Genomic DNA, 12,375 nt, shown 5'->3' with positions numbered 1-12,375 from the left:
AGGAACCGCCGTGCTCAAACTCTCCACTGGCCTGCGCAACTACATGCTCGATTCCGGCTCGCTCAAGGCAGCGATGGCCGGCGGCGAGATCCGCATCTACTCGGGCCCGGTGCCGGCCACGGCCGACGCCGCGCTCTCCGGCAACACGCTGCTGGTGACCATCAAGAACGGTGGCGCCGGCATCAACTACGACACCACGGCCGCGGGCGGCGTGCTGGCCAAGGCGCCGGGCGAGACCTGGAGCGGCACCAACGCCGCGACGGGCACCGCCACGTTCTTCCGCCACGTGCTCTCGGCCGATGACGGCACGCTGTCGACCAGTCAGGTCCGAATCCAGGGCACTCTGGGCACCGGCGGCACCGATGGCATCCTGACCAGTGTCGCGCTGGTGAGCGGCGCCCCGCAGGCGGTGGATTTCTACACGACCGCGCTGCCGTCGGGTTGAGACATGGCCGATCTGTTCTCAGACGACTTCGAGGGCGCGTCCGGCTCACTGTCGGGCCGCGTCACCGATGGTCTCGCCTGGGACGTGCTCGGCTCTGTGGATCTGGATGGTGCCGGCGCCATCTCCAGCTTCGGCGGTTCCTGCGCCATCACGATCCCAGAGGCGCGCTTTTCCGCGTCGGAGTGGGTAGAGGTCGAGTTCGGATTCACAAACCTTTCCAGTGGCCGATTGCGCACAAGGTTCTGCACCCCAGCGAGCCAGGGCAACACAAACCCAGGAAACCCCGGCTGCCTGGCGGAATTCGACCTCTACTACAACGCGGGCACCAGCCTTATCGCGGATGACAACGCGGTCAACCTGCAGGATTACTTGACGTCGCCTACCTCGGGTGTCGCCGTCATGCGCTTCACCCCAGGCTCGCCTACGGTGCTGTTGCACGTCAACGGCGTGTTGATCGGCACCGCCGACACCACGGGCAGCGTACCCATGGGGGCGATCACGGGGGACATGGTGGTGCGTTTCGAGTTCCTATTCGGGCCCACCGTCACTTCGCTGGTGGTGCGCGACCAGTCCGGCGGCGCCGGTCCATCGCCTTTCTGGACGGCATTCGCAAACACGTTCGAGGTCGCATGAAGCCCGTCAAGTACCGCGACGGCTTCAGCGGTCAGGGCGGGAAGGACGCCACCTTCCTCGACACCTCGTCGACGGTGCCCTACCTGAAGAAGCGCCGCTTCGATCCCGAGACCGGCGGCCAGGTCGTCGCCCACAAGCGCGGCGACTTCCTGGAGGTCACCCGCGAGGGCACGCTCGAGGACGGCTTCTACAGCATCGGCATGATCGACGGCGAGAAGCGGGTGGTGGGCTCTGCCACCGCGCGCGGGCGCTTCACCGACCGCGGCACCTTTATCGCCGACGACGGGCTGCTGGGCGTCGATCGCATCCGCTACTACGGTCGCGGGCTGGGTCTCGACACCACGTCGACGCTGCTGGGCACGGCCACCGACTTCGACGGCAAGCCCTGCAACGCCTACAAGCTGCAGACCTACCGCACGCGCGACGGCCGTCGCTTCGTGGCGTTCTACGACTTCACGGCCTTCGCGCCCTTCGAGTACGGCACCCAGTTTACGTTCGTGCCCGGCGAGGTCTATGGGCCGCCCGGGGCGCGGAAATTCCAGTCCGCCTACGTCTACCAGAGCCTGGACCCCAGCGGCCAGCACTACCACGCCTTCCTGCGCGACGACGGCACCACGCGAGTGCTCGGCGACACCCTCTACATGCCGGACCAGCTGGCGACCTACGCGGCGCCGGCGCGCATCGCGCCCGGCCGGCACGTCTTCATGGGCGCCTACCTCCGGCCGCACTACAGCGGCTCCAGCGTGGATGCCGCCGCATGCCCCGGCCTCGTCTTCCAGTTCACCGACGACGCCGGCGCGACCTGGGACGAGGCCAGCAGCACCGAGCTGTTCCAGGAGTTCTTCGACACCATCCAGACGCTGCCGGTGCCGTCGTATGGCACGATGTTCAACACCGCGGTCAACGCCTGCGGCTTCTACTCTGCGCCGCTGAGCGCCTCGCGCGCGCTGGCCTACGTGGTGGTGCCCTACGCGCCGAACCCGGGCGTCGATTTCGTGCTGAAGGCCAAGGTGAAGCTCGGCATCATCGACGCCAACGCGCGCACGCTGCTGAGCACGCTGACGCTGTTCGACGGAGAGGTGAATGCCGCGCTGGCGTTCTGGAGCGGCGGCTGCGTCGGTGTCGAGGGCGGCGCCGTCGTCGTCACGCGGCCGCTGGCCACGGTCTACACCAACATCCAGAACGAGCCGCCGGTGCTGCTGTTCACGCCCGATGGTGTCTCCATCGCCACCATGCCGCCGGCACCGCAACCGAACTACCGTACCGGCATCGTGTCCGCCATCGCGCCCGGGATCATCGTCGCGCCGATGTACGACGGCGCCCACTCGCTCTTCGAGTCCCGCGACCGCGGCGCGACATGGCAGAAGAGGGCGGTGCTCACCGACCGCGCCGCAGCGCCTGTCGGCGACGTCGGCAAGTTCCAACTCGAGGACTTCGCCGCGTTGACCTTCCTGCGTCGCAACGGCCAGCCCGCGGGCGCGACGCCGGGCACGCCATGGGCATCGGACAGCCGCATCGCCCCACCGATTTGAGGCCTCGCCCATGACGAACCAACTGATCCGAAACGGCTACAGCTACACGGTGCCCGAGGTGCCGTACCAGCCGGCGCGCCCAGCCTACTGGAGCACCGAGTCCCGCACCGCCGTGCGCGTCGGCCCGCCGAACACTTCGAAGGGCGCCTGGGTCACAACCACCGACCCGGTGACGGGCCGCACCAGCACGGTCTGGGACCCGAACTATCCGGTGAACCTGTCGCCGCTGACCCCGTACACCTACACCGTGGAGGTCTTCCATCCGGCCACGGCCGAGGTGATCGGCTCGCCGGCCTTCGCGGTCGACGTGCCGCCGCAGGGGTGGACCTCCTTCGCGCATTCCATCGAGGCGGCGCACGGTGGGGCCAGCATCACCTACAAGGTGCCGCAGGCCGTCATGGGCGCGGTGGTCGGCGTCACCCGCGAGGCCAGCGCGCCGCCGGCCGGCTACGGGCACATCCTGCACGGCCTGCTTTTCAACACCGGCTCGGTGAAGTCGCTCACGGGCACCTTCCTGACCTCGTACCTTTCCAGCGACGAGTTCCAGATGGATGTCGCCGCCGGCGGCCTGGCCACGTACCGCAAGAACGGCACGCCCTTCGCGTCGGAGGCCTCGGCCGTGCCGCCGGGCGCGGACCTCTTCATGGCGGCGGCACTCTTCAGCTCCGGCGACAGCATCGACGAGCCCTCGATCGCGGTCTACAGCTCGGGCGGCATCGTCGGCACCATGCCGGGCGCGCAGGGCCTGCTCAGCGAGACCAGCACCACGGCCCAGTTCGCGACCGAGATGCCGGCCGCCGTGGGCTTCCTGGGCGTGGGCAACGGCATCCGCGCCACCATGCCGGCGCTCACCGGATTCCTGGCCGATGCCGACACCGCGCAGATCGCTGGCGAGATGCCGCCGCTGGAAGGCGCGATGTACGGCGGCACGCCAGTGATCACCTCCAACAACAAGATCATCGGCACCATGCCCGCCGCCGCGGGCGCCATGAACATGCTCTCGGGGCAGGTCTTCACCAGCACGGCTGCTGCGCCGGCGCCGAGCGGCTTCCTGTCCGACCATGACGGCGGCCAGATCCTTGGCATCGCGCCGGCAGCGATGGGCACGCTCGGCGTCGAGTCGGCGACCATGCGCTACCTGTTCGACGGCATCGTGTTCGACGTGCCGATGCTGGCCACCGCGATCGACCAGGCCGACGCCCGCGACATCTTCGGGTTCGATGTGCCGATGACGGGCACCAGCATCGACGTCGCCGACATGCGCGACGCCTTCGGGTTCGACATCCCGATGAACATCGCCGGCGGTGTCGAGATCGTGGACATCCGCGACGGCTTCACCTTCGACGTGCCGCTGACCACGCCCGGCTCCGACCTGGAGGTGCACACCGTCAACATGGCCGGCTACGGCAGCACCAGCTACGCGAACTACGGCTTCAACAGCTTCGCGCGCATCGGCGACCGCTACTACGGCGCCAAGCTGGGCGGCCTCTTCTTACTGGAGGGCGACACCGACGCCGGTGCCCCGATCCAGGCCGCGATCTGCCCCGGGAAGTTGGACTTCGGCAACTCGCAGCAGAAGACGGTGGCCGAGGTCTTCATCGGCGCCGCGTCGGAGTCCCCGCTGGTGCTCAAGGTGTCCGGCCCGGCCGGCGCGTTCGAGTACCAGGCACAGGGCTACTCCGAGGAGCTGCAGCAGCACCGCTTCAAGCTCGGCAAGGGCCTGAAGACGAACTACCTGATCCCTGTTTTCTACAACCAGGACGGCGCCGACTTCGAGATCGACAGCCTCGAGTTCATCGTCGCCGACCTCTCCAGAAAGACCAGAGCATGACGACCCCTATCAACCCTGGCGACCTCGTTTCCGTGCCCGATCCCAGCACCGGCGGCGCCGGCGCGCCGGTCATCGTCTCGCAGGTCATGAACGGCAAGTGGCGCAACGCCGTGCTGCTGCTCAATGCCGCGTCGGCGCGCGCTGATGGCGCCATCGAGATCACCGACCCGGCGCCCCAGGTGCCGCTGGTCGACCTCGACACCAGCTACGTGATGCCGATCAAGCCCGTACTGCCGGACAACAACCCGGCCGACGCGAAAGCGATCTTCGACGACGCCCGCGCCGAGATCCACGACGAGATCACGATGGGCTACGTCGACTACCTGCAGACCTACTTCCCTGACCGCTCGTACTTCGACAACGCGATCGCGTGGATCAACCGGGCGCTGACCACCGGTGGGACCGGCGTGAATGCGGCGGTGGAGGCGCAGATCTACGAGCGCGGCCGCGCTCGGCTCAACACGGAAGCGATGCGCGCCGAGAACGATGCCATGCAGGCCTTCGCCAACCGGGGCTTCCCGCTCCCGCCCGGCGCGCTGGTGCATCAGGTGCAACTCATCCGCCAGGACATGCGCAACAAGCTGGCCGAGCAGAGCCGCGACATCAGCATCGAGGCCTTCCGCGCCGAGCTGGAGAACGCGCGCTTCGCTGTTGGCCAGGCGCTGGACATGTGGATGAAGGCAGTGACCAGCGCCGGCGAGTACATCCGGACGCTTCTGCAGGGCGATCAGGTCGCCGCAGGCCTCGCCACCGCGATGGTGAGCGTGCGCAGCGATCTGGCGCGCAACCTGGTGGCGCTGTACCAGGCTGAGACCGCTGCGCTGGAGCCGCGCGTGCGCCTCGCCATCGCCGACGCACAGATCAAGGAAGCCGGCAACGAAGCGAACCTGCGCTCGAAGAACCAGACGCTGAGCGATCGAGTGCAGGCCGCCATCGCGGCGCTGACTTCGACCACGCAGGTCGCTGCGGCATCGCTGAACGGCATCAACGCGGGTGCCAGCATCAGCGGGAGCGATTCCAGCGCTGTCTGACGGCACCCCAGTAGGGTTAGCTGCCGGCTCGTTGTGCCTGCAAAGTGCCGGCCATGGCCGCAGCACGCATCAAGCTTTCCATCGAGCAGGGAGCCACGTTCACGAAGACCGTGACGTGGAAGACCGGCAAGCCGGCGCTGCCCGTCGATCTCACCGGATGCACTGCACGCATGCAGGTGCGCGAGAAGATCGAGTCCGCCGGCATCCTGCTGAGCCTCTCGACCGATGACGGCCGAATCTCGCTAGGCGGCGCAGCAGGCACCATCAATCTCCGCGTGGAGGCCGATGACACGGCTGCGATCACCTGGAAAACGGGTGTCTACGACCTGGAGGTGGAGTTCTCCGACGGCACGGTGCGGCGCCTTTTCTCCGGCTCGGTGAGCGTATCGCCGGAGGTGACACGATGAGCCGCTGCGCGCCCGACATCCTCGAGGTCGGTGACAGCGAACTCGTCGTCGACGAGCAGATCGTTGTTGTTGTCGATTCCGTCGAGCAGGCCGCCGACGTGCTGGAGACACCATCCGATGAGAGCGTCACCGTCGACGCCGACGAGACCGTCGTCGTCACCCGCGAGCCGGAATTCATCCTGCTCGATATCGGCACGCAGGGGCCGCCGGGTGTGCCTGGCGCGATGGGCGAAGCCTACGTCGAGTTCCCGGCCGCAGTGCCGCTGGGCGGTCACCGCGCGGTGCGCCTGCTGGGCGGCGAGGCCATCTATGCCGATCACACCGTAGTTGCCGACGCCAACGTGGTGCTCGGCATCACCCGTGGTGCTGCCGCCGCCGGCGCGCTGGCGCAGATCCAGTTCGGCGGCCTGATGACGGAGCCGTCGTGGGCATGGACGCCCGACCAGCCGGTGTTCGTCGGCCTGGCCGGCGTGCTCACCCAGACGCCGCCCACCAGTGGCTTCAGCCTCATCGTCGGCATCGCCACATTGCCCACCCAGATTCTCATCGGCGCGAAGGCGCCCATCGTCCTGCAGGAGTAACCCATGGGCACCGCATCCACGAAGAAATTCATCAAGAACGTCTCCGGCACGCTGACCGAGGAGGCCGCGCTGACCACCTCGGCCGGCGCGGGTGACGCCGACAAGCTGCCCGCCCTGAACGCCAACGGCGTGCTCGACGCGACCATCGTCAACAGCAAGACCAGCTCGGCTGGCGCCGGTGACAGCGGGAAGGTTGTCGCGCTCGACGCCTCGGGTCGCATCGACTCCAGCATGATGCCGGTGGGTATCGGTGCCGACACTGCATCGATCACCGCCAGCGAGGCGCTGGCCGCCGGCGATCTCGTGAACGTCTGGAACAGCTCTGGCGCGAAGGTGCGCAAGGCTGATGCCACCACATCGGGCAAAGAGGCACATGGCTTCGTGCTGGCTGCTGTGGCGAACGCCGCCCTCGCCACGGTGTATTTCGAGGGCACCAACACCGCCGTAACGGGCTTGACGCCAGGCCCGCAGTTTCTGACCACGACGGCCGGCACTTCGTCGAACACAGCGCCGAGTGGCTCCGGCAATGTGGTGCAGCGCGTCGGCATCGCAACGTCGGCCACTTCCCTGAACTTCGAGGGCGGCGTGCCCATCGTGCTCGCCTAAATCGTGGCCGACCAGAAGCCGCTTGTTCTCGTCTCCGGCGTGGCGCGTCAAATCGCCACGGGAGATACCGTGCCTGTGGCGAACGGGGGTACAGGCGCGACGAGCGCGGCCACGGCACGTACCGCGTTGGGCGTCGATGGGGTGGCTATGCCGATTGGTACTGTCTTCTATTTCCCAAGCACCTCACCGCCTGCGAACGCCTTGAAGGCCAACGGCGCTGCGGTCTCACGCACGACCTATGCGGCGCTCTTCGCTGTCATCGGCACGACTTTCGGTGCTGGAGACGGCTCGACGACGTTCAACGTTCCGGAGGCGCGGGGCGAGTTCATTCGCAGTCTTGACGATGGCCGAGGGGTCGACAGCGGCCGAGCCCTCGGCACGGCACAAGCGGGGACTGCGGTCTACAACAACGGTGGTCTCACTGGCGGCTCGATACCACAAGACCCGGCTTCGGTCCTCAACACGGATGGGACGCTTACCCAGTCGACTGTGTGGAACGGCTTCACTCGTTCAGGGGTGAACACGCAGGACCGGAACTATGCATATGTTCGGCCTCGCAACGTCGCATTCCTCGCGTGCATCAGGTTCTGACATGAAGACCGTCTACGCATTCGACTACGAAACGCGACGATACATCGGCCCGGTCGAGCTCGACGAGTCCGACCTCTCGCCGCTCGAGGAGGGCGTCTACCTGCTGCCTGGCAACACGACCGAGGCTGTGCCACCCGAACTCGATCTCAACACCCGCCGCTGCTTCTGGCGCGATGGCGCCTGGGTGCTCGAAGCGATCCCTGTGATCGAGCCGCCCACGATCGAAGAGAGACGTGCCGCGCTTGTCGCCGCCGTCACCGACAAGCGCTGGGAAGTGGAGACGGGCGGCATCACTCTGCCGACCGGCACCCGCGTACTCACTGGGAAGTCGGACCAGAACCGCATCACCTCGGTGATCGTGAACGCCGAGATCGCTGGTATTCAGTCGGTGGACTTCAAGTCCGACAGCGGCTGGGTGACGCTCAGCATCGGTGAGATCAAGGGCATCGCGGCAGCCACCGGAGCGCACGTACAGGCCTGCTTCACGGCGGAGCGCATGCACCACGAAGCGATCGCGGCTCTGGACGCCGCAGGCATCGAAACCTACGACATCAATACCGGCTGGCCCGTGGCGGCCCCCAACCCGCAGGAGCACTGAATGCCCGACGACCTGACCACAAGCGCAGGAGATGCGCCTCATCCCGAGATCGTCGCCATCCACGCGCGACTCGATGAGGGTGACGCCCGCATGAGCCGCATCGAAGCAAACCTCAAGGCGAACACCGAATCGACCCAGCGCGTCGAGTCCAGCGTGGGCGAGCTCATCGAGTGGTTCTCGAACGGCAAGGGCGCCTTCAAGGTGCTCGAGGCCTTGGGCAAGCTGGCGAAGCCGCTGGCAGCCATCGTGGGCCTGGGTGTCGCCATCGCGGCGGCGTACACCGCGTGGCGCACCGGAGCGACCCCGAAATGAGCGCCAAGACCAAAGTCATCAGCACCATCGTCGTCGCTGGCGCGACGCTGGTGGCCGGCAGCCCGTTCCTCATGGGCTTCCTGCAGAAGTGGGAGAGCGGAAAGGCCCGCGTGCTGGTGGTCTACGCGGACCGGCTGGCCGGCGGCCTTCCCACCGTCTGCAACGGCCTCACGCTCCATGTCACCAAGACGCCGATCATCGTGGGCGAGCGCTGGACCGACGAGAAGTGCGAGGCCGAGGAGCGCGCCGCCGTCGTCGCGGTGCAGCAGCGCCTGGCAACGTGCTTCAAGCGGCCGCCATCGCAGATGGTGTTCGACATGGCGACATCGCACGCCTGGAATCTCGGTCCATCGGCGACATGCGGCAGCGGTGCAATGGCGGCATGGAACCGCGGGCAGTGGGCCCTGGGCTGCCAGCGCATCGCGCGCGGCGACGACGGCACGCTGGTGTGGTCGTACACCTGCAAGACGGTGGCTGGCCAGCGGCAATGCACCTTCGTGCAGGGCCTCGCCAACCGGCGCGCCGACGAGGCGCAGACCTGTGCTGAGGTGCTGTGATGGTGCCCGACCTCAAGACGCCAGTCATCTACGTGCTCGCTGTGCTGCTGGTGGTGCTGGGCCTTGCGACGTGGCACTACCGCGCCTTGGCCAAGACCACCAGCCTGGCGCTGCAGGTTCAGAACGCCGCAGTCGTGGCTACGAACACGGCCGCGCAGCGGCTGCTCGAGCAGCGCACCAAGGAACGCGACGCCAAGCAGGCCGAGCTCGACAAACGCGCCAAGGCGCAGGAGAAGACCGATGAGAAAGCTGTCACTCAGATCACTGCTGACGATCAGCGCCAGCGCAGCGCTCCTGTGGTTGTCAGGGTGCGCGACTGCACCCGCGATGCCGGGCGCAGTGGTGGAAGCGCCTCAGGTGGTGCCGCCGCCGCCGCCGGAACTGGTGCAGAAGACGCCGGCGCGGCCAGTGGGGTACTTCCGGAAGCTGGTGCTCGACGCCTTGCAGACGCGCTGACCGAGATCGAGACCATGAGCGCAGCATACAGTTCTTGCCGGAGTGCGCTGCTTCCGGAAGTTGGTTGATCGKAGGCGCTGACAGAGGTCTAGATCTATTTCCCCTTACGCTTGTAGCGATCGCATTCGGGGTGTTTAGTCATCTCTGAGTTCTTCCACTCCATTTGGCACATGAGTTCCCAGATCGCTTCACGATCTAAACCAGAGCGATCTGGCTGAATTCCATCTTTGCTGAGCTCCTCCTTGACATGTAGGGTCAGTCGTACTGGTGATGTCGCATCCAGCACTTCAACAGCCCATGTTCGCAGGGCCTTGTTTTCTTCGGTGGGAGGGCTCTTAAGAATCGAGGTGGCCAGTTCAACATAGCGGACTGATACCTCGCTGTGCTTCTGGGCATCTGTGTATGCGTTGCCGATTATTGCGATCACGATGGGGACTGCGAGACTTGCAGTCACAACGCAGATCGCCTGGAACTTGAGCCAAGCTAGCGGCAGGGTCGGTGAGTCGGCCATCTCTTCTCCTGATTTGCTTGACGATATTCGGTGTCAGTAGGGAAAGCAACGGTCCCCCAGTAGAGTTCGCGCCATGTGCCGCGCGCGCGAAGAATGCCGGGGATCATCAGAAAGGTCTCCATGGCGACTCAACTCTTGCCCGACGAAACAGGCTTTGGCGTTCGCCCGCGGCTTCCCCCTGCTGCGAATGCCTCCCTTGGCGCGGTGCCGCCTTCCTCATCGGGAAGCGTGATTGGACGCCGGCCAACGATCAACATGGGCATGGCTGATGTCGTGCCGCCCGCTCAGCTACCTCCAGCACAAGCAGGCACTGCTGTACCGGCGACGGCGCCGAATGCCTCGGTGACGACGACGGCCCCGGCTGCACCGAGCAGCGAGATCATCGGTCGCAGGCCGACCATCAACATGGGGCCGGTCGACGTGGTCCAGCCGACGCGAGTTCCGGCTGCGGCAGCACCTGCAGCTCTGCCGGCCGCCGAGGCTGCTGGTGCTCGCATCCCGGTGGCGCGAGCGCTCGGCGGCGCTGGTGCCGCACTCGGTGTAGGTCTGGAAGGAAAGCAGGTCTATGACGTTGCGACGAATCCCAACGCCACGGGGCTCGATGTCGCCGCCCAGGCTGCGCAAGGAGTCGGCCGGCTGAGTGCAGCAGGTGCTGGTGCCGGAATGGGCGCAGCTGCAGGCTCCGTCCTCGGGCCGCCCGGCGCCGTGGTTGGCGGCATCGTGGGAGGTGGTCTCGGGTACTTCGGCGCAGATCGCGCCATCGCTGCCGGCCGCTCGATGACCGGCTCCGATCCTCGTTCTCCTGCTGAGCGACTCGCGGCTGAAGCGCCAGCGGTTGCCGCCGCGCCTCTGGCCCCGACGGAAAGCGGTGGCGCGGTCTTCGGCATCTACCCGCGTCCAAGCAGCTCGCGCAGCACCAACGCGAACGACGCCGCCCTGCAGCGCGGCGTTCAGGCTACCGGACCTTCGACCTTCGTGCCGGCCGCTGCCGCCGTAGCTCCTCCGCCTGCCACGCCTCAGCGACTCAATAACCTGACCGACCCGCGAAGCCTCGAGTTTCAGGGTGGCGCATCGGCTGCAACGATAGGCGCGCCCGCGGCACCCCCGATGGGAGAACCGCTTGTTGACGCCATGACCGGCTATGGCGCGGTTCCGCCAGCTGCGGCTGATCCGGCTTCGAATCTGCCCCTGGGCGTGAGCCGCAACGGCAATAGTTTCTCGGGAACGAACGTCGGTTCGGCGCCTGGGGCTGGCCCGGGTGCACTCGGCGGCCTGGAAGATACCAACGCGCGGCTGGCGCGTCTGCAGGCATCGAACGCTGCAGTTCCGCAAGGCGGCCTTGCAATCATCGAGAACCCGGGTCCAGCCGCCGCCCAGGCAATGTTCGATGGGGCTGCACTGCGCACGACTCTGGCGCGTGGCGCTCCTCCGGGCCGCAATGGAGCACAGGTCTTCGCGCAACAGGTCGAGGGCGCTCAGACACCGATTCAGCAGCACGTAGCCGCTGCTGCTCAGGCAGCGAAGGATGCAGCTGAGACGCAGCGATCGCTGATCCAGGAGCGCGCGACCGAGGCTCGCACTCGCGCGCAGGTCACGCAGCAGCAGGAAGCAAACGCCATCGATCGCGCGCGGCTGGGCATCGACGCCATCCGCGCTGGCAATACTGGGGTGCCCACGGGCTACCGCGTCAAGGCTGACGGTACCGGCCTCGAACCAATACCTGGCGGCCCCCAGGACCCGAACACGCCGAAGGGCAAGAACACGCTCAACGACACTCAGGCAAAGGCACTGCAGTTCGGCAGCCGCATGCTTGCCTCTGAAGACATCCTGAACCGCATGGCCGCCTCGGGCGTGAATCAGCCCGGGCTCATCAAGCGTGCTGCAGATGCCGTTGGCATGGGCGCGGCGGCGAACTGGACACAGAGCCCGGCCCAGCAGCAGGTCGAGCAGGCGCAGCGCGACTTCATCAACGCCGCGCTGCGGCGTGAGTCCGGTGCAGCGATCGCCGATTCGGAGTTCGCGAACGCGCGCCAGCAGTACTTCCCGCAACCCGGCGACAGTGCGCAGGTCATCGAACAGAAGCGGCGAAATCGCGAGCTCGCCACCCGCGGCATCTTGGCCGAGGTGCCGGAGTCGGAGCGCCGTCTCGCGCAGGTCAGCGCACCTACCGCAGCCCCGGGCCCTGGCAGCCTGCCACCTGGCATGACGCGCCAAGTCGGCACGTCCGGCGGCCGGCCGGTTTACGAAGACGCGCAGGGCCAGCGCTTCATCGGAGGTTGAACCC

At 66.9% G+C, this 12,375-nt stretch carries 15 protein-coding genes; 14 read left to right on the top strand and 1 reads right to left on the bottom strand.

Annotation, left to right across the window (positions count from 1 at the left end; all coding sequences use genetic code 11):
* The first annotated feature begins 10 nt into the window (after nucleotides 1–10).
* Genes QMO14_RS16905 through QMO14_RS16845 form a run of 13 tightly spaced genes read left to right on the top strand, consistent with a single transcriptional unit; the run spans nucleotide 11 to nucleotide 9,648 of the window.
* Nucleotides 11–445 carry a hypothetical protein gene (locus QMO14_RS16905; protein WP_301508522.1) on the top strand — a complete coding sequence of 145 codons (435 nt, stop codon included), beginning with the start codon at nucleotides 11–13 and terminating at the stop codon, nucleotides 443–445.
* Between the two features lie 3 nt (nucleotides 446–448).
* Nucleotides 449–1,078, top strand: coding sequence for a hypothetical protein (locus tag QMO14_RS16900; protein WP_301508521.1), 630 nt, complete (start codon nucleotides 449–451; stop codon nucleotides 1,076–1,078).
* On the top strand, nucleotides 1,075–2,610 hold the full coding sequence (locus tag QMO14_RS16895; RefSeq protein ID WP_301508520.1) for a hypothetical protein: 1,536 nt from the start codon (nucleotides 1,075–1,077) through the stop codon (nucleotides 2,608–2,610). Before QMO14_RS16900 ends, QMO14_RS16895 begins: the two co-directional genes overlap by 4 nt.
* Nucleotides 2,611–2,620: 10 nt before the next feature.
* Entirely contained in the window at nucleotides 2,621–4,441 is a 1,821-nt protein-coding gene (locus QMO14_RS16890; protein ID WP_301508518.1) for a hypothetical protein, read from the top strand.
* Entirely contained in the window at nucleotides 4,438–5,472 is a 1,035-nt protein-coding gene (locus QMO14_RS16885) for a hypothetical protein (RefSeq protein ID WP_301508516.1), read from the top strand. The genes QMO14_RS16890 and QMO14_RS16885 overlap by 4 nt, the downstream gene beginning before the upstream one ends.
* 53 nt (nucleotides 5,473–5,525) lie before the next feature.
* Nucleotides 5,526–5,879 (top strand): hypothetical protein, encoded by a 354-nt coding sequence (locus QMO14_RS16880; protein WP_301508514.1) that lies wholly within the window; start codon nucleotides 5,526–5,528, stop codon nucleotides 5,877–5,879.
* Complete coding sequence (locus QMO14_RS16875; RefSeq protein WP_301508512.1) at nucleotides 5,876–6,460, top strand: hypothetical protein; 585 nt, start codon at nucleotides 5,876–5,878, stop codon at nucleotides 6,458–6,460. Before QMO14_RS16880 ends, QMO14_RS16875 begins: the two co-directional genes overlap by 4 nt.
* A 3-nt stretch (nucleotides 6,461–6,463) precedes the next feature.
* Nucleotides 6,464–7,066 carry a hypothetical protein gene (locus QMO14_RS16870; protein WP_301508510.1) on the top strand — a complete coding sequence of 201 codons (603 nt, stop codon included), beginning with the start codon at nucleotides 6,464–6,466 and terminating at the stop codon, nucleotides 7,064–7,066.
* Nucleotides 7,067–7,069: 3 nt separating this feature from the next.
* Entirely contained in the window at nucleotides 7,070–7,657 is a 588-nt protein-coding gene (locus tag QMO14_RS16865) for a phage tail protein (RefSeq protein ID WP_301508509.1), read from the top strand.
* Nucleotide 7,658: 1 nt separating this feature from the next.
* The gene (locus QMO14_RS16860; protein ID WP_301508508.1) at nucleotides 7,659–8,255 is read left to right on the top strand and encodes a DUF4376 domain-containing protein; all 597 of its coding nucleotides are present in this window, start codon (nucleotides 7,659–7,661) and stop codon (nucleotides 8,253–8,255) included.
* Nucleotides 8,256–8,567: a hypothetical protein gene (locus tag QMO14_RS16855; RefSeq protein WP_301508507.1), complete on the top strand. Its 312-nt coding sequence runs from the start codon at nucleotides 8,256–8,258 to the stop codon at nucleotides 8,565–8,567.
* Complete coding sequence (locus QMO14_RS16850) at nucleotides 8,564–9,124, top strand: lysozyme (RefSeq protein ID WP_301508506.1); 561 nt, start codon at nucleotides 8,564–8,566, stop codon at nucleotides 9,122–9,124. Before QMO14_RS16855 ends, QMO14_RS16850 begins: the two co-directional genes overlap by 4 nt.
* A complete protein-coding gene (locus QMO14_RS16845) occupies nucleotides 9,124–9,648 on the top strand; it encodes a hypothetical protein (protein ID WP_301508504.1) in 525 nt (174 codons plus the stop codon). The genes QMO14_RS16850 and QMO14_RS16845 overlap by 1 nt, the downstream gene beginning before the upstream one ends.
* Nucleotides 9,649–9,674: 26 nt before the next feature.
* Here the strand turns inward: QMO14_RS16845 and QMO14_RS16840 are convergent, their stop codons facing one another.
* Nucleotides 9,675–10,091 (bottom strand): hypothetical protein, encoded by a 417-nt coding sequence (locus QMO14_RS16840; RefSeq protein WP_301508502.1) that lies wholly within the window; start codon nucleotides 10,089–10,091, stop codon nucleotides 9,675–9,677.
* A gap of 120 nt (nucleotides 10,092–10,211) precedes the next feature.
* Between QMO14_RS16840 and QMO14_RS16835 the strand changes: the two genes are divergently transcribed.
* Nucleotides 10,212–12,371 (top strand): hypothetical protein, encoded by a 2,160-nt coding sequence (locus tag QMO14_RS16835; RefSeq protein ID WP_301508500.1) that lies wholly within the window; start codon nucleotides 10,212–10,214, stop codon nucleotides 12,369–12,371.
* Nucleotides 12,372–12,375 lie beyond the last annotated feature (4 nt).

It is taken from the genome of Variovorax sp. CAN15 (assembly GCF_030462475.1).
GTDB lineage: Bacteria > Pseudomonadota > Gammaproteobacteria > Burkholderiales > Burkholderiaceae_C > Variovorax.
The sequence above is the reverse complement of the archived record's forward strand: the minus strand, read 5'-3'. Positions and strand labels throughout refer to the sequence as shown.